Here is an 18198-nt window from a genome sequence, read left to right as displayed (position 1 = left end):
CTATTTCCGCATTCTCGGATCCAGCGCATCCCGCAGCCCGTCACCCAGAATGTTGAACGTTACCATAATGAGGACGATGACAATGGAAGGGTACAGCAGCAGATATGCCTGCGTATTCAAGGATGCAAAGCCATCGTTGATCAGCACCCCGAGCGAAGACATCGGCGACTGAAGTCCAAGGCCGATAAAGCTCAGGAACGCTTCGGTAAAGATCGCCGACGGAATCGTAAACATCGTGTTGATGACGATAATGCCGATCGTGTTCGGAATCAAATGCTTCGTAATAATACGCCCGGTGGACGTGCCCAGCGTACGGGCTGCCAGGACGAATTCCTGCGATTTCAGCTTCATGATGTGAGCTCGGACCAGCCGGGCCATATTGACCCAGCCCGTAATGGACATCGCCACCATGATGGTCACGATCCCCGGCTTCATCACCATCATCAGCAGGATGATAATGATCAGACTCGGAATCCCGGTCAAAATTTCGACGATCCGCTGCATCACGTTATCGACTCTTCCGCCGAACAGCGCAGAGATCGCGCCATACGCAACCCCGATGACGAGGTCGAGCGCAGCGGCGAGCACGGCGATCAGGAGCGAAACGCGCGTTCCCTGCCATACACGGGCCCACTGGTCCCGGCCGAATTTATCGGTGCCGAACCAATGATCAGCGTTCGGTTTCTGATAGACGGCATTATAATCCGTGGTGTAGTAGTCGTGATGTCCGATCCACGGACCGACAATCGCCAGCAGCAGCATGATGATCAGGATGATCAAGCTGACGATGGCCGCTTTATTTTGACGCAGCCGCCTCCAGCTGTCCTGAAAAGCCGTCAATGATTTGCCTGCGATCTTCTCCCGTTCGTCCGGCCTTACGGCGGCCGGCTTGAACAGTGCATCCCCGTTATCCATTTGCGTCATGTCCTCACTCCTTTCCCGATGCCAGACGGATCCGCGGATCCACCAGACCGTACAGCAGATCAACGATCAGCATAACCAGCACGTAGAAGGCGCTGTAAAAAATCGTGATCCCCATAATCGTGGAATAATCGTTCATTTTGATCGAATCGACGAACAGGCTCCCGATCCCCGGAATCCCAAAAATATTCTCAATGACGAGCGAACCTGTCAGTAAATTGACAACGATCGGACCGAGAATCGTGATGACCGAAATGAGCGAGTTGCGGATCACATGCTGGAACATGATGCGCACGAACCCGAGCCCCTTGGCTTTGGCCGTCGTGACGTAATCCTGCTCAAGCACCTCCAGCATTTCCGTCCGCACGAACCGGGCGATCAGGGCGATAACGCCGACGCAAAGCGCAATGGACGGCAGGATGGAGCTGGGATAGCTCTCCCAGAACGCAACCGGTAGGAGTCCCCATTTGAGCCCAACAAAATACTGCAGCAGCGCCGCAAGCACGAAATTGGGCACCGATACGCCGAGAACGGCGATAATCATGGTGACGTAGTCCCAGCCGGAGTTATGCCGGTAAGCGGCGACGATCCCCAGGATCATGCCGATGGCCAGCCCCAGCAGAACCGCTTGCAGACCGATCAAGGCCGAAGGTCCGATCCGGTTCATGATAATGTCCTTCACAGGTTGTCCGGTGTAAAAAAACGACGTTCCCAAATCGCCTTTGACAATATTTTTTAAATAGTTCACGTACTGCACGCCAACCGGCTTGTCCAGGCCGTAGCTGGCATAAATCATCTGTCTTTGTTCCTGCGGCAGCTGTTGAAGCTTCTCTTCATCGAACGGAGTGCCGGGCAGTGCTTTCATCAGGAAAAAGGTGGCGGTCGTAATAATAAACAAGGTCGTAAATAAGTATACGATCCGGATGCCGATATACCGTTTCAATGTTGCACCTCCCAATACGCGGGGCCTTCAAAATTTTTCATTTCGTCCCGGAGCTTGATCCAGGAAAGAGAAAGAGAGAAGCCAAGCTTCTCTCCTCTCCTGTTACATGCCCATGTGATGCGGCATTACTTGATGCTTGCATATTTAAAGTCAACCGGGTTGCCGTATGGATGGTAGTCCAGTCCTTCGACTTTATCGCTCAGCAGGTAGGAGTATCCGCCAAAGTAGATCGGAACAACGACGACGTCTTCCGCCGTCAAAATTTTCTCGGCGGTCAGCAGCATGTCGATCCGTCTTGCTTCGTCGGTTTCTTTCTTGGCGTCAGTGATCAGCGTGTCGTATTTCGGATTTTCATAATTACCGCGGTACGGTGTGTGGTTTGCCCACAGATCCAGATACGTCATGGCATCATCATAATCGGCGCCCCATGCGGTAATCGCCATCTGATATTGGCTGTTGTCCATCAGCTGTCCGCGAGCCTTGGCCGTTTTGGTGTCGATGGCCACGTCGATGCCGAGGTTTTTCTTGAACTCGCTCTGCATAAAGGTAGCGACGTCCTTCGTTTCGGAGGTGTCCGCTACGAGCATCGTAATTTTAGGCGCATTACCCAGCTCTTTGACCCCTTGCTCCCAATAGGATTTGGCTTTTGCCGCATCCGGCGTGATCAGGTCGCCCTGCATTTCGCGGAAGCTTTTGCCTCCTGTTGCGCTCATTTGGTCCGGAATCAGTCCTGTAGCGGCTTTGGAACCGTTGTTCAGCACCTGGTCCGCCAGCAGCTTGGAGTCGAAGCTGTATTCCAGCGCTTTGCGGATGTTGATGTTGCTGACGCCGTCCGCCTTCAGGTTGAACTGCAGGTACGTCGTTCTGAAGTTGATGCCTGTTCCGAATCCAGGGTCGGACTTGGATGCATTGACATCGGAAGATTGCAGAAGCACGCGGTCAAGCTGTCCGGCTTTGTAGGCGTTCAGCGCCGTGCTCTTTTCCTTGATGACTTTCAGGTCCACTTTGTCCACCTTAACGTTGGCAGCGTCCCAGTAGCCGGCATTCTTCTCGAGCACCGCACCGCTGGCCGCATCGACCGAAGTCAGCGTGTAAGGACCGTTGAACAGCATGTTTTGCGGGCTCAGCGCATAGCTTTCGCCTTGGGACTTCACGAATTCCTCTTTCATCGGGAAGTACGGAGCCAGCGAAGTCAGTCTCAGGAAGTAAGGCGTCGGCTGCTTCAAATGAACGACCAGCGTCTTGTCATCCTTGGCTTCGATGCCGACTTTGTCCGCCGAACCACCCTCTGCATACTCGGATGCACCCACGATGTAGTCCGTCATGATGAAGGAGTAACCGTTGGTTCCGGTTTTCGGATCCATTTCACGCAGCCAGGCGAACTTGAAGTCGGCGGCCGTTACCGGCGATCCGTCGCTCCATTTGGCGTCAGCGCGCAGTTTGAACGTATACGTCAGCTTGTCTTCGGACAGCTCCGAGCTTTCCGCCATAGCCGGCTGCGGCTCGTTCTTCGGATCGAGGCGATACAGCCCTTCTCCAATATTGTTCAGCACCGTAAACGATACGTCATCGGATGCCGCCCATTGATTCAGGTCTTTAATTTCGCTTTCTACGGACAATCTCAGCTCTTTGGACGCCGTTTGCGTGCTGCTGCCCGCATCTCCTGTCGTACCCGAGCTCGCGCCTTTACTGTCGCCGCCGCTGAACGAGCATCCTGTGAAAATGGCCGATACGACGAGCAGCGTCGCCAGCAAGCTTACCTTTTTCCTTTTCATTGCATGTCCCACTCCTTTATGTCCCCTTTGTGAATGTATGATTGCACCGCCGTTTCCGAAGAAAGCCGCGGGTGAATCCGAATCTCTTGTGCTCATTCATGCTCGAAGAACTTCCGGTACTGCGTGTCAATTGCAATCAGGTGCTTGGTCTCTCCTGCTTCCTCTTTTCGTTACTGTCGAAGTACTCGGTTCGTAGTTATGAAGAAGTTTTTTAAAAAAGAGAGCATTACTTATTGAAGCTTGCGTTCACTTACCTGCCAGGCTAAATGCGGCTCTGCGCTCGCCGACTACAAGGTGGTTGTCGTTCTTGATTTCCTTCGGGACCACCGTATACAGACGGTCAATCGTGGCCTTGTTGCTGTAGCCGATCTGCTCCAGTATTGAAGCGACGGCGATCGGCCATGGCGTCTCCGAGCCGTCGATTACTTTCAACGCAAAAGCGACGCGTTCCCGAATTAAAGAGAAACAGTAAACGCCTTTGGCTCCTCCCTTGGCGACGATGTTGTCGTCCCGCAGCAGCTCCGAGCAGATGAATTGATGGCTCGCGATGCTGTCCGGCGCCGCGTGCATATAGTGGACCATGCGCTGCACAGCTTCCCGCGTCTCGGCATCTCGGATCAGCTCAGGGCAGGCCAGCTTCAGGTATGCCGTGGCGATCGATTTCAGCGGCAGCGCAAAGATCGGAAATCCGCAGCCATCAACGCCCACCTTGATCTGATCGACCGGATATTCGGCCATGTCCGCCAAAGTGTGGAGAATGTCCTGCTGCAGCGGATGCGACGACTGCCAGTATGTCTCGGTCGGCAAGCCCATCTCCCTCGCCGCGGCCAGAATGCCGAGGTGCTTGCCGGAGCAGTTATGATACAGCTTGCGCGGCGGCTTGCCTTCCCGCATAAGGGCGAACTTCGGCTCGTCGTTCAGCGGATAGGTCGGGCAGCACAGCAGCTGCTCTTCTTGGAGACCGGTTTTTGCCATAATGGATTCCAATGCTTCGATATGATACGTTTCGCCCCGGTGAGAGGCGGCGAACATGGCGGCTTCCGCATCCGTCAGCCCGTATTTTTCCGCGATGTTCTGCTTCATGACCGGAATCGCCTGGAACGGCTTGGCCGCCGAACGCAGGAAGGTCATATGCTCCGCATCGCCCACCTCATAGATGACTTTTCCTTGATCCGATACGCCGCACAGCACGCCGAGATGCACGTTCTCCAGCACGCCGCCGCGGTATTCCTCCACCAACGGTTCCAATTTCATACGTCAACACCCGCTTCGTTAAATTTGTTCTGCCTGCTCCATCTGTCTGTCGATGTCCAGGAACAGGTTTTGGGCCAGAATGCCCGATCCGATCACTACGCCGTCGCTCTCCAGCGCTGAGTAGACGATCTGGAAGGTTCCGCGCAGCGGCTCCCACACGAATTGATCCATGCATTTATCCGAAATGAAGTTTCTGACTTCAGGGAAGCTTTCCACCAGCTTGCCGGTCAGAATCACTGTATCCGGATTGTATACGCAGGCGATGTTGCTGACCGTGACCGCTACGAATGTCATGGCCCGGTCCAAAATGCTCGCCGCCCAAAACTCCCCGTCCTTCTTCGCCTGGAACAATTCCTCCAGCGAGCCGATCGGTTTGATTTTGTTGGCCTGCTCGACAAGCGACGCTTCGGCGATATAGGTCTGCAGGCAGCCGACCTTGCCGCACTCGCATAGAAGACCTCCCGGGTCTACCACCGTATGCCCGATTTCCCCGGCACTGTTCGTCTCCCCTCGATAGATTTCCCCATCGATGATCAAGGAGGAGCCGACCCCGCTGCCGAAGCCGATCAGCACCGAGCGGCTCGATCCTCTCGCCGAGCCATATTGGTGCTCAGCCAGGGCTCTGACCTTCAGCTCGTTATCCACGGCCACTTCAAATCCGGTCAGCCGCCGGAGCTCCGCGGCGATGTCGATCTGCTTCCAGCCGAGCTGCGCGGACAGCACTACGCTGCCCCCGGCATAATCGACGATGCCCGGCATTCCCACGCCGATACCGACGACCTTGCGGCGGTCGATGTCCTCCGTCTCGATCAGCTCCTCCATGGCCAAGGCGATACGCTGCAGCGTTGCCTCCGGCGTTTCACGGGAATCACGCATCACCTGCGTGTTGTGGACCACCTTGCCATCCAGATCCACAATGCCGATCCGGATGCCGTTGCGGTCGATTTCAACACCGACGGAGAGCACCGAGCCAGGATTCACATGCAGCATCACGGCTTTCCGCCCGACGCCTGTCGTCGTCTGCTCGATTTCATGCATAAAATCCTGCTGATACAGCTCAGAAACGATCCGGCTGACTGTCGTGGGACTCATTCCTGTCAGTCTGGCGATTTCGGCACGGGACAGTGGCGAGCGCTTGCGGATCAGCTCAAACACCGTACTTCTGTTTTTCCTCCGGATATAATCCTGATCGTGCTTCTGCATCGGAGACGGTCCTCCATTTTAATTAATTTCACCTATGGAGAAAATCTTGGTAGAAAAGTGGAATATAGTGGATTCAAACTCGGCATTTAGGGATAATCACCCGAATCGGTGTCCGACTTTGGTCTTATAATTTCTCCAGTGATGTTATTAATTGAACTTTAATAGAATTGAGATTTCGTGTCAATATATATGTCATGTTTTTGTCGAAATTCGTCTGAATTTCCGTTTTTGAGGAAGTTCAGTTGAATGAAATGCAAATTTTCAGAACTCCGTTTTCAATAAAAATACCAATTAAACCGCTTACCATAACACTTGTTGTCATATTTTATTTTCAAAGATTCGGCCGTTACTGCCCTATCTCAGCCTCCTATTAGACCCGCATTCGTGAAATTTTTTCTGAAAGTTTCTTGTTTTCCTGTTACTATGGAGGAAGAATATCACCCGGACGGAGACCGTCTGGTTCCAGAAAGGTTGAAGCTGCAGCATGAATTCTTCTACTACACCAGATTTGCATCCGAGCACATCGGCAATGGGCAAGGAACCCTTCCCTGTCTCCCTTCTGTCGCTGACGGTGGGCGCCTTTGCGATCGGCATGACCGAATTCGTGATCATGGGCATTCTGCCAAACGTAGCCGAGGATCTGAACGTCAGCATTTCCACAGCCGGGCAGCTGATCACCAGCTACGCGCTGGGTGTGGCGGTCGGCGCCCCGATCCTGACCATTCTGACCCACCGGCTTCCGCAGAAGCTGCTGCTCTGCCTGCTGATGGCGCTGTTCATTCTCGGCAACGGCATTGCCGTCATTGCACCGAACTATACGGTGCTGATGGCGGCCCGCCTGATTACGGCGCTGTGCCACGGTACCTTCTTTGGCGTGGGCGCCGTCATCGCTTCAGGCCTCGTCAAGCCGCATAAGCGGGCTGGTGCCGTGTCCATCATGATGGCGGGCCTGACGATCGCCAACATTATCGGCGTACCGGTGGGCACCTTTGTCGGCCAGCACCTGGGCTGGCGCGCCTCCTTCGGCGCCATCATGATAATGGGGATCGTGGCCCTGATCGGCATCGTCCTGTTCATTCCGCGGATCCGCCGCGATGAGTCGGCCAGCCTGGGCAAGCAGTTCAGGGCGGTAGCCCAGCCCAAGCTGCTGATCATCCTCTTGGCCTGCGCCGTCGGCAACTCCAGCTTGTTCGCCGTCTTCACCTACATCGCGCCTTTGCTCGAGCAGGTGACCGGATTCCATGAAAGCAGCGTCACCTGGATTCTCGTCCTGTTCGGCATCGGGGTCACGGTCGGCAACATGGTGGGCGGCAAGCTCGCCGATTGGAAGCTGATGCCGGCGCTCCTGGGCATCTTCCTCTCCATCTGCGTGCTGCTGACGATTTTCACCTTTACCGTCAAAAGCCCTGTTGGAGCAGTCGTCACCATTTTCCTGTGGGGGGCTGCTTCGTTTGCGGTCATGCCGGGCATTCAGGTAAAAATCATGAACCTGGCGCAGGAAGCGCCCGCGCTTGCCTCAACCTCCAACCACTCGGCCGGCAACCTCGGCAACGCGTTCGGCGCCTTCTTCGGCGGATGGGTCATCGACGAGATGGGCCTCACCTCCTTGCCTTGGATCGGCGCCCTGCTTGTCGGGCTCGCCTTCCTGATCGTGCTGGCCGTCTATATGCAGGAGCGCAGACGGCAGACGGTGTCGGTGGCGGGAACGGTTAGTAAGTAAGATTTGGTTTTGACCTAGAGCTTGTAGATGCTCCATGATAAAGCGAAAGAGCACCTTCCTTGGATAGGAAGATGCTCTTTTGCTTTGATGCAGCAGTTACTTGGTAACAGCTACATAACGGCAGTAGAGTTATATGACGGTACAGCATGTCGTGTGGCGGAATTTTACTCCAACTGCCTTATTAATCGAGGTAGCTGTGTTAATGCTAGCAATATGTAGTGCGGAAAAGGCAGAATTATTAGTGAAGAATGGTGGCAACAGTTACGACGTTGCTGTAATTAGTATCAACTGATGACTGCAAGAAATTGCGAGCTTTTATCCCTTCAAAGTAAGGTAACTTACTTCACTCGTTCTGCGATCCAGCTATTCCGCAAACAGCCCGGCGATCCGGTCGTACGCCGGCTTCGGCTGGTGCTGCGCGTCGAACAGCATCGGCCAGTTTTTGCGGCCGCGCACCGGAAAATCGTCCAGCCACGTGTAGTCGTCGGCCGCACCCCAGAACGTCACCCCGCTGATGACGTCGCGGTACTCCTTCAGCAGGCGGAACACCGCTTCGTACAGCTCCGCCTGACGCTCGAGCATGCCCGGCTCCGGTGAAGCCAGATCGGTTCGCCTGTCGTCGAAGCGGAAAACCGACACGTCCAGCTCGGTGAGCTGCAACTGCAGGCCGAGCGAAGCATACTTCTCGATCGCGGTGCGGATATCATCCAGGGACGGATCGAAGAGGTTCCAATGCGCCTGCAGGCCGATGCCGTGGATCGGCACGCCTTGCTCCAGCAAGGACTTCACCAGCGTGTAAATTTTATCCCGCTTGGCAGGATGTGACTCGTTGTAGTCATTGTAAAAGAGCAGGGCGTCCGGATCGGCATCATGGGCGTATTCGAACGCCCTGGCGATAAACTCCGGCCCGGCGATGTCCAGCCACTTCGACGGGCGCAGCAGCGCCTCCCCTTCGTCGGCAATGACCTCGTTGACCACGTCCCAGGCATAGAGGCGGCCCTTGTACCGCCCCACTACCGAATCGATATGCGAGCGAAGCCGCCCAAGCAATAAGGCCTTGCTTGCCGGCTGTCCCTGACTGTCCTCGAACAGCCAGTCCGGGGTCTGATTGTGCCAGACGAGCGTATGCCCGCGCATAGCCATCTGGTGCTTTCCGGCGAAATCAGCCAGCAGATCGGCGTTCTCAAACGTATACACGCCTTCCTCCGGGTGCACGCTGACAAACTTCATTTCGTTTTCCGCAGTAATGCTGTTAAAATGGTGTGCCAGCAGCTGCTCCTGGGACCGGATCGTCCGGGGATTGACCGCCGCCCCGATCCGGAAATGCTGCGCGAGGAGATCCTTCAGCGCCTGCTCCGTACGCGTTCCCGTTGAATTCATGACAGACTCCCTCCTGCATATGGGCGTTAACTTTGACTTTGGTGAAGTTCAGTGACCATCGCGAAGACCGCTTCGAAGGCCATCAAAGGACCGCTATGGGGTTCTCTTGGGTTTCGGGCAACCAACGTCCGCTCCCCATTTCAAATCTCTTACTCTTTCACGCTTCCGACGTTCAGCCCGACCACAAAATACTTTTGCAGGAACGGATAAACCACCAGAATCGGGACCGAAGCCACAATCGTTACCGCGGCCCGGATCGAGAGCGGCGTCACCATCGATACCGCCGATTCCTGCGTCATGCCGACACCGGCCGCCACGTTCGGATTGTTGTTGGAGTTCATACTCGACGACAGCAGCTTCATCAGCTCATACTGCAGCGTACTAAGTTCCTGCTTCGAGGACGTGTAGAGAAATGCGTCAAACCAGGAGTTCCACGCGCCGACGGCCACGAACAGCGCGATGGTGGCGAGCACTGGCGTACACAGCGGAAAAATGATGCGCATGAAGATTTTGAAATCCCCGGCGCCGTCGATTTTGGCCGATTCGACCAGGCTGTCCGGAATCGTTCCGATATAGGTACGGATGACGATCATGTTGAACGCGCTGATCATGGACGGGAAAATGTACACCCAGAAGCTGTTCAGCAGGTGCAGGTCCTTGATCAGGAAGTACCCGGGGATCAGACCGGCGCTGAAGTACATCGTCAGTACGAAAATGACGGTGATCGGCTTGCGGAATACGTACTCCTTCCGGCTCAGCGTATACGACAGCATCGTCGTCAGAAAGATGTTCAGCACCGTGGACAGCACGGTCCGTGCCACGGAGATCCAAAACGCGTCATAAATCGTACCCGACGCAAATACCGCCTTATAGTTTTGCAGCGTCCACTGTCTCGGCCATAAATAAATGCCGCCGCGGATCGTATCGTTGCCCGCATTAAACGAAACCACGATCGTGTTCAAAAACGGATACATCGTAACAATGACAAGAATAATCATAAATATGGCATTAAACGTATTGAACAACACCGGTTCGATCCGGCTCGAGCGCATGCCTTTGCTTATCGTAACACCAGCCGCTTGCCGCGGGCTGAGTTGATGATTTTCCATACTCATAACAGCCTCTCTTCCCCAAGCCGCTTCGCGGTCCAGTTCGCCACCAGAAGCAGTGCGACGCTCACGACCGTTTTAAAGATCCCGCCGGCGGTGGCAAGCGAATAGTTTCCTTGAGCGATCCCGTATTTCAGGACAAAAATATCGATCGTTTCGGCCCAGTCCACGACAAGCCCGTTGCCGAGCAGGTACTGAACCTCAAAGCCCGCGTCCAAAATATGGCCGATGGACATAATCAGCAAAATGACAATCGTGGACTTGATCCCCGGCAGGGTCACATGAAACATCTTGCGGTAGCGGCTGGCTCCGTCCATCTCCGCCGCTTCATACAGCGCGGGATCGATCGACGCCATGGCGGCCAGATAGATGATCGTATTCCAACCGACTTCTTTCCACACATGGGAGGCACCAACGATGCCCCAAAAATACTTTCCTTCGCTAAGCCATAAAATCGGTTCCTTGATCAGATGCAGCTTCATCAGCACATCGTTGATAATGCCGTCAAAAGCCAATGAGGTAGCCACAATCCCGGTCACGATGACCCATGACAAAAAGTGCGGCAGATAGGAAATCGTCTGTACGGTCCTTTTCCAAACGACCTTGCGGATTTCATTCAGCAGCAATGCGAGCACGATCGCCGTCACAAAGCCAAGCACCAGATTAATAAAGCTCATGCCGATCGTATTGCGCAGTACCCGCATGAAATCATCGTCGGTAAACAAAAATTTAAACTGCTTGAACCCGACCCAGTCCTGCTGGCTGAAGGAACGCGCCGGCTTGTAGTTCTGGAACGCCATCGTCCAGCCCCAGATCGGAACGTAGGCAAACAGAATAATATACAGCGTCAAAGGCACGGACATCCAGATCAACTGCTGCTGGCTCTTCAGCACAGCCCAGGTCAGCGTCCGCTTCTTCTCTGGTTTCCGGACAGCTTTCTTTTTGGTAACAGTCACAGCCATACGTTTGCTCTCCTCACCATATTCAATTTCCGGAGCGGGTTTCTATAAAGCGGAAGGCGCTCTTTCGCGCCTCCCACTTTCTGTGAACCCTTATTTGCTCCAATTATCGATTCTCCACTTGATTTGCTCGTTGATCTTGCCTTCGTACGCCTTGACATCAACCTTGTGAATCTGCGAAGTATACTCGTTCCATACCGAATCGAAATCGGACGGGTTCGCCAAAATCGCTTTCGGCAAATACTTGGTGGACAGATCGTTCAGCTTCGTGTTCGCTACTTTGGCTTCCGATCCTTCGACCAAATCGATCGACCAAGCCGGGTAATAGATCGGATTCTCCGGCGGCTCGCTGAAGAAATCGACGTAGCTGTCAAAGCCGTAGGATTCCAGGAATTTTTTGTCGTATTCGTTCAGTCCGGCTTTGTATTCTTCCGGCTGTGCAGCGGCGTCGGTGGAGTTGCCGTCGCTGAAGCTTCCTTCCATTTTCGGTAGGAATCCGAAAAGGGAATCGGCCTTATTTGCCAGTTTCCATGTTCCATCCGACTGCTTATCGCGCTGTTCCTGCGTTCTCATGAATCGGCCCTGTTCATTGACGATATAATCCTCGCCCTCGATGCCCCAAGTGAATGTTTTCTGCCAGTCCTCTGTGATCAGGGTGTCCAGCAGCTTAATGATCTTCACCGGATCCTTAGCGTTCACGCTGATGCCGAAGCCGTTGTTCAGGTTAAGCGGCGCGCGGTCGCGGTAGTAATCCTTCGTGCTCTCGTCATACACGAGCGGAAGGCCCACATATGTCCGGTTAAACTTTTTCTGGGTGATCAGGGAGTTCTCGGCGTTCTGGAAGTTCCAGTGCTGGTCGAACATGCCGAGCACCGCGCCGCTGGACAGTTTCGCCAGGTACTGGTCATAGTTCTGTACGAACGTCTCTTTATCGATCAGTCCCGTCTGGTTCATTTGGTTCAGCTTCTGGTAATACTGCTTGGCGTAATCCTTATCTGCAAAAATTTCGGCTACGCCGTTGTTCACGACCACGCCGCCGTCGTTCGGATGACCGATCAGATGCTGCGGCGCGTTAAAGAGTCCCCAGTTTCTCCAGTCGTAGTTCAAAATTTCAAAGCCGATCGTCGGGCTGCCGTCGACGGTCGGATGCTTCTCCTTGTACTTGGCGATCAGGTCGAAGTATTCGTCCAACGTTTTCACTTTCGGATACCCGGCTTCAGCCAGCACGTCCTTCTGAACCCAGAACGCCGGACCAGAGTACCAGGTGCTGTTCAACTTGCCGTTAAAAACTCCGTAGTTCGGCAAAATATAAATGTGCCCGTCGTTCGGGTCCTTCATCATGTTCCAGTAGGCTTCATAATGCTTTTTCAGGTTCGGCGCGTACTTCTCGATCAAATCCTCCAGCGGAATATAAGCGCCTGCCGCTGTCAGCTTTGTGTTCCCGGTCATCAGATCCGGGTAGTCGGAGCCGGCGATCATTACGCCCAGCTTCTGGTTAATGTCCCCTGCCAAAAATTCAAAATTAAACGTGGCTCCCGTCTCTTCTTTGATTTTCTTGTAAATCTTGTTGTCCGGAGTGGGCTGCTGTCCGGCTTCCCCGATGAAGACGCTCACGTTAAACGGCTCCACTTTTCCGTCGCCGCTGCTGTTACCGCTACCGGTATCGGTCGCTGTCTGTCCGGTTGCGCTGCCAGCGATGTCCGTACTGTTATCTTTGCCTCCGCCGCATCCCGACAGGATCACGCTGAACGTCATCGCCATGAGTATGCCGAGTCGAAACAGCGGTTTAAACCTTCCCCCCATGTAAAGCACCTCCGTCAAATTTTAGCCACACCAAGCCTTTTGTAAGCCTTTTCATGTAACTGTCTTTATTGTAAAAGCGCTGCCATAGCCGAAACTATATCGGAATTAAAGGAGTCACCTTCAAAACTTTAGAACATCCTTTTTTTGTATTCATTGGGGGACATCGCATGCCTCGCTTCGAACTGCTTGAGGAACTGGCCGTAATGGCCGTATCCGATGCGCTCCGCGATTTCGCTGTTCTTCAGCCTGCTGTTTTCCAGCAGGCGGACGGCTTCCTCAATCCGCAGGTTATGCAGCATTTCGTTGAAGCTGATGCCGTTCTTCTTCAGCAGCAGCTGACCGAGATAAACCGGATGCAGGTAAAAGACCTCGGCCAGCTTGCGGATCGTCAGCGGCTTCCGGTAATGCTCCCGGACATAGTCGGTAATTTCCTGGGCAATGCCCTGAGACTGCCGCTGCTGCTCCTGCATGAACAAATCGATGCAGCCTTCGGCGCAGGACAGCAAATCGTCCATCACATCACCCAGCGTCATCACGGTTCCGGATATCCGGGGAATGTCGTACTTTTCGATCCAGGGCTCCGCCACCGGGCCGGCGGTTTCCCGCATATGGCTCATGATTTGGTACATGACATGGATGGCGATTTTTTTGACAAAATCCGGGTTCGGCTTAGACTCCCGCAGGCTGGAATCCGCTGACTGAAGCGCCTTTTGCAAAGCCGGCTTGTCCAGCAGCAATACGGCTTGAAGCATCTCTTCAAACAGATCCAGCCGTTCGAAATGATCCTCAAACTTGAAATGCCTCACCTGATCGTATCGGATCAAGCCCGGGTTCTGATCACGGTAAAATGCATACCGTATAGCCCTCTTCGCCGTCTTGCAGCAGCGGCCGATCCGAAGAAGGCTGCTCTCCGCCTGCCCGACCGCCATGAACACCCGTCGGTCACCTATGCCTCCGGCCAGCAGCTCCTCTGCCATCGCGGCTGCCGCCGGCTCGTTATCTTCAGCAAGGTTCAAACCGTAAACGATCCCGAAACCGTGCACCTCCAGATCGACCAGAAATATGTATTCCCCTTTACCTGCCATAGCGGCAGCCTTAGCCCACAGCCGGGCAAGGTTTTCCGGGTCCGCCTGCACCAGGCACATGTTCCATGCCGGCATGGCATCCGACAGGCGGTTTGCCTCCTCTTCCATGCCGCCCAAGGCGTCCGGACCCCCATCCAGCAGCTCTTTGATCAGCATGACCGCCTCTTCGTAGGACGCCATCTTCGTCAGGCTGCGTTCCTCCCGCTCGCGCTCCAGCTCCTGCCGGATGTCCCGGATCTGATCAGCCGCCTCCTCCGGAATGACCGGCTTCAGCAGGTAAGCATTGACACCATATCGCAGCGCCTTCTGGGCGTATTTGAATTCGCCGTACCCGCTGACGATGGCGAATTTGACCGGCTTTGTCCCCTCCCGGCTCCACGCCTCGATCATTTCCAGCCCGTCCATCAGCGGCATCCGGACGTCGGTGATGACCAGGTCCGGCTCAAGCTCCCTGATCATGCGCAGCCCTTCCGCTCCGTTGCTCCCGCTGCCGCATATCTCAAAGCCCAGCTCCTCCCAGTCGATCCACAGCTCCAGTCCCTCCAATGCGGCGGGTTCGTCGTCGATCAACAACACTTTAAATGCCATGGTTCCCCTCCTGTATAACGGATCGATCAGCCTGCCATTCCGTTCAGAAACTTGATCGGAATTTCAAAAAATACGGTCGTGCCCTGCTGCGGGCTGCTTACGATATCAAAACGCACCTGATCGTGATAATACAGCTCGAGTCTCCGGTACACATTGCGGATGCCGATGTTGGCGCCGGTCTCGTCTTCGGTCTGCACCGCCTTTTTAATTTCCTTGAGCCGTCCCAGCTCCATGCCTTTGCCGTTATCCGCGATAACGATGCGCAGCCGCTCGTCGGTAACGTACGCGCTGACCGTCACGATACCCTGTCCGTCGATCGCCTGAAGCCCATGCTTGCAGGCATTTTCCACGAGCGGTTGAATACTCATTTTGGGGATTTTATACTGAAGCGCGTCCGGATCGATATCGAAGCGGTATTCGAATTTGTCCCGGAACCGGAACTTCTCGATTTTGAGATACATGTCGATAAACAGGATTTCTTCCTCCAGTGTCACGATGTCTTCCTTCCAGCTGAGGAGCCGCCGCAGCAGCTTGGAGAGGCTTTTGACGATGTCAGTAACGTCCGTGTAGTGGTTTTTCGTGCAGACAACGAGGATCGCATTTAGCGTATTGAACAGAAAATGGGGGTTCATCTGGCTCTGCAAAAAGTTCAGTTCGGCCCGCACCCGCTCCATCTCCAGGTTTTTCTTCTGGATTTCAAGCTTATAGACGTTATTGATCAGGAACTTGATCCGGCCGGTCATCATGTTGAAATTGCGGATGAGTCCGCCGATTTCGTCGCGTCCCTCGTCAATCTGGATCAGGTCGAACTTCTCATTCGTCACCTTCTGCATATGCCGCGACAGCCGCTTCACGCGGTAGTTGTAGGATCTCAGCATGATGAAAATGAAACCGGTCGTAAACAGGGTGATCCCGGCTGCGATGATCCCGATGTATATTCTCATTTCGTTCATCGCCTTGGAAATGCGCACGCCCTGGGTAACCCCGATCAGACGCCATCCTTTAACGTATTTGGCGGTGCCGATGTTGACGGAATGGACGTCCTGTTCCTTGTCCTCGGCAGACAATTTGAACACCGGATACACATCGGCCGTGCCGGTCTGGTACCCGTTCTGGGCCGACATAATGATTTGGTTCCGCTCATTGACCAGGTAAAGGTCCAGGTAATCTTTTTCTCGTACGATCACGTCATAGATTTTGTTCAGGTCGATGTCGATTCGCAGCAGCTTCTGATAGTGGTCGTAGTTATCAAAATAATCCATCCGCTCGATCACGCTCAAATAAGGAGCCGTAAACACGCTGCTGTTGGCTTGGTTGGCCCGGTACGCCGCGATGAACACCGGATTCTGCGAGCTCTTCCACCATTTATACCAGTCGCTCGCCCGGACCTCGTCATCGATCACATGGTAATTCCCCCCATCGACGATCGTTGGATTATCCGTGAAAATGCTGATGCGCTCGATTTGGTTGTTCACCGGAATGTAGCTGATCACCCGGTTACGCAGCTGCTCGTCAAAGGCGTCATAAAAATCGATCTGGCTCGCGTATTTCCGGTCGAGCATTTCATACAGCGTCTTATCGCTGCTTAAGGCATGGCTGACCGCCACCCCGCCGTCGATGTAATCGTGAATGTCCTTTCTCGCCCGTTCGATCGAGATATCGAGGTTCTGTTCCTCCCGCGCTTTGATCAGGTCCGACAAGCGGTCCGTCACCACCAGGTTGATGACGATCACTGGGAGCAGCACGCCGACGATAAAAATGAGAAAAAATTTATAATTGAGCGGAATATCGTTGACGATCTTCCTGAGTTTGAATTTGCGTTTGGGCATCATCTCCTACGCTCCCCCATCGGTCCATCGTGCGGATTTCCGGCGTCCTGCTTATAGGCTGAAGGCAGCATGCCGGTTTTCAGCTTGAATTTGTTAATAAAATAGTCTGTATTCGGGTAACCCACTTGGAGCGCCACGTCGGAAATTTTAAGCGGGGAGCGTTTGAGCAGCCTTTTCGCCTCTTCAATCCGCTTGTCATTGAGGTATTCGTTAAACGGTTTTCCTGTTGTTTTCTTGAACAGCTGGCCCAAGTAAGTCGCGTTCATATGAAAATGCCGGGCCAAATCCTGCAGCTGCAGCCTGCCGCGGAATTCGCGGTCGACGTATTGCACGACCTGGTAAATGGTATTGCCTTCGTTGCTCAGCTTCAGTTCGGCGAGAATGGCCCCCGCCTGAAGGCAGAGACGCTCCACATAGCCCTGAAGCGCCCGGTAATCCCTGATTTCGCCGAGCGTGCCAAGCTGCCTTTCCAGCGCCTTCATCCAAGCGGCCGGTTCGCCGTTCAGATCCTTGATCAGGCCGCAGATGGACCATTCCATATCCGCCACATAGGTCTTCACCCATTCCAGCTCCAGCGGACCACCGGCAAACCAGGCGAAGGAATCCTTGACACAAGCGGCGATGCCTTCCGATTCCCCTTCCTGCACCACCTCCAGAAGCGTCTTGAATTGTTGCAGGAACCGTTCCCGGCTCACCGGCCGGATGCACTCCTGATAGAAGAACACCCCGCTTTTTCCCAGGCAGCGCTTCTGCTCCCCGACCTCCACCGTTTGGGCATACAATTCCCGGATCGAGCGCAGACCGCGCTTCGGCTCACTGACGGCGATAATAACTGGCCCGTCGAGCTGATCGGACAGCTCCCGGTGAATCTGGATCGCGGCATCCTGCAGGCGGCCCGAAACTGAGGCGCCGGACTGTACGACAAACCCCATTCTTCCGTACCCGTCCTGGAAAAGACAGCCCGTTTCTCCCTCGAAGCCTCGGGTAAGCAGCGCTTTTACCGCAGTGGTATCGAATACGTTTTCCATCCATATCAGCAAGCACTGCAGTTCTGTATTGCCCTCCAGCCTCAGGGAGCGCGTGATCTGCTCCTCCATCTCTTCGCCGTACTCTCCCTGAATCAGACGGTTCATCATATGACTGACGGCAAAAAGCTCCTTTTTCGCCTGATGATGCTCCGCCTCGATTTCATCGCCGATCTTCCGGCCGAGCTTGACGAGAAGCTCGCCCATCTCCTCGTCATCCACCGGTTTAAGCAGGTATTCAGCCACCCGCTGCCGCATCGCCGCCTGCGCGTACGAAAAATCGTCATATCCGCTCAGCACGACGAATTTGGGAGGTTTGGCAAGCAGCTGATTCGACTGCTCGATCAGTTCAATGCCGCTCAGCACCGGCATGTTGATGTCGGTCACTACCAGCTCCGGATGATACTCCTGAATGAACCGGAGGGCGTCCGGACCGTTCTGAGCCTCCCCGCAAACCTGAAAACCGTATTTGTTCCAATTGATCATCGTCCGGAGACCCTCAAGCACCCACGGTTCATCGTCCACCAAAAGAACGTTCAACATATCGCTCGCTCCTTACCTCCTTGACCCCGCCTTCATTGTAAGCGCATTCACTTGGTTGTGT

13 protein-coding genes are annotated in these 18198 nt (G+C 54.3%); 1 reads left to right on the top strand and 12 read right to left on the bottom strand.

Going from position 1 to position 18198, the window contains the following annotated elements; translation table 11 throughout:
• The 5 genes from CJP46_RS11075 to CJP46_RS11055 all read right to left on the bottom strand — a co-directional run bounded on the left by CJP46_RS11075 (position 1) and on the right by CJP46_RS11055 (position 6096).
• The gene (locus tag CJP46_RS11075) at positions 1-915 is read right to left on the bottom strand and encodes an ABC transporter permease (RefSeq protein WP_256992334.1); all 915 of its coding nucleotides are present in this window, start codon (positions 913-915) and stop codon (positions 1-3) included.
• 13 nt (positions 916-928) lie between these two features.
• Entirely contained in the window at positions 929-1864 is a 936-nt protein-coding gene (locus CJP46_RS11070; RefSeq protein WP_094595650.1) for an ABC transporter permease, read from the bottom strand.
• Positions 1865-1989: 125 nt separating this feature from the next.
• Positions 1990-3639, bottom strand: coding sequence for a peptide ABC transporter substrate-binding protein (locus CJP46_RS11065; protein ID WP_094595649.1), 1650 nt, complete (start codon positions 3637-3639; stop codon positions 1990-1992).
• Between the two features lie 246 nt (positions 3640-3885).
• On the bottom strand, positions 3886-4893 hold the full coding sequence (locus tag CJP46_RS11060) for an asparaginase (RefSeq protein ID WP_094595648.1): 1008 nt from the start codon (positions 4891-4893) through the stop codon (positions 3886-3888).
• A gap of 18 nt (positions 4894-4911) precedes the next feature.
• Entirely contained in the window at positions 4912-6096 is a 1185-nt protein-coding gene (locus CJP46_RS11055) for an ROK family transcriptional regulator (protein ID WP_094595647.1), read from the bottom strand.
• A 484-nt stretch (positions 6097-6580) separates the two neighbouring features.
• On the opposite strand from CJP46_RS11055, the gene CJP46_RS11050 reads away from it, so the two are divergent.
• Positions 6581-7816, top strand: coding sequence for an MFS transporter (locus CJP46_RS11050; RefSeq protein ID WP_373557978.1), 1236 nt, complete (start codon positions 6581-6583; stop codon positions 7814-7816).
• Between the two features lie 363 nt (positions 7817-8179).
• On the opposite strand, the gene CJP46_RS11045 is transcribed toward CJP46_RS11050, so the two are convergent.
• From CJP46_RS11045 to CJP46_RS11015, 7 genes are all read right to left on the bottom strand, one after another.
• Positions 8180-9196, bottom strand: coding sequence for an endo-1,4-beta-xylanase (locus CJP46_RS11045; protein ID WP_094595645.1), 1017 nt, complete (start codon positions 9194-9196; stop codon positions 8180-8182).
• 149 nt (positions 9197-9345) lie between these two features.
• Positions 9346-10305 carry a carbohydrate ABC transporter permease gene (locus tag CJP46_RS11040; RefSeq protein WP_094595644.1) on the bottom strand — a complete coding sequence of 320 codons (960 nt, stop codon included), beginning with the start codon at positions 10303-10305 and terminating at the stop codon, positions 9346-9348.
• Between the two features lie 2 nt (positions 10306-10307).
• Positions 10308-11267, bottom strand: a complete 960-nt coding sequence (locus CJP46_RS11035; RefSeq protein WP_094595643.1) for an ABC transporter permease — start codon at positions 11265-11267, stop codon at positions 10308-10310.
• A 90-nt stretch (positions 11268-11357) separates the two neighbouring features.
• Positions 11358-13067, bottom strand: a complete 1710-nt coding sequence (locus CJP46_RS11030; RefSeq protein ID WP_094595642.1) for an ABC transporter substrate-binding protein — start codon at positions 13065-13067, stop codon at positions 11358-11360.
• 128 nt (positions 13068-13195) lie between these two features.
• Positions 13196-14740 (bottom strand): response regulator transcription factor, encoded by a 1545-nt coding sequence (locus CJP46_RS11025; protein ID WP_094595641.1) that lies wholly within the window; start codon positions 14738-14740, stop codon positions 13196-13198.
• 26 nt (positions 14741-14766) lie between these two features.
• On the bottom strand, positions 14767-16569 hold the full coding sequence (locus CJP46_RS11020) for a sensor histidine kinase (protein WP_094596139.1): 1803 nt from the start codon (positions 16567-16569) through the stop codon (positions 14767-14769).
• Positions 16569-18137, bottom strand: coding sequence for a response regulator (locus CJP46_RS11015; protein WP_094595640.1), 1569 nt, complete (start codon positions 18135-18137; stop codon positions 16569-16571). Before CJP46_RS11015 ends, CJP46_RS11020 begins: the two co-directional genes overlap by 1 nt.
• Between the last annotated feature and the right edge of the window lie 61 nt (positions 18138-18198).

Origin of the sequence: Paenibacillus sp. XY044, assembly GCF_002257645.1 — a bacterium.
Classification (GTDB): domain Bacteria; phylum Bacillota; class Bacilli; order Paenibacillales; family Paenibacillaceae; genus Paenibacillus_AQ.
The sequence above is the reverse complement of the archived record's forward strand: the minus strand, read 5'-3'. Positions and strand labels throughout refer to the sequence as shown.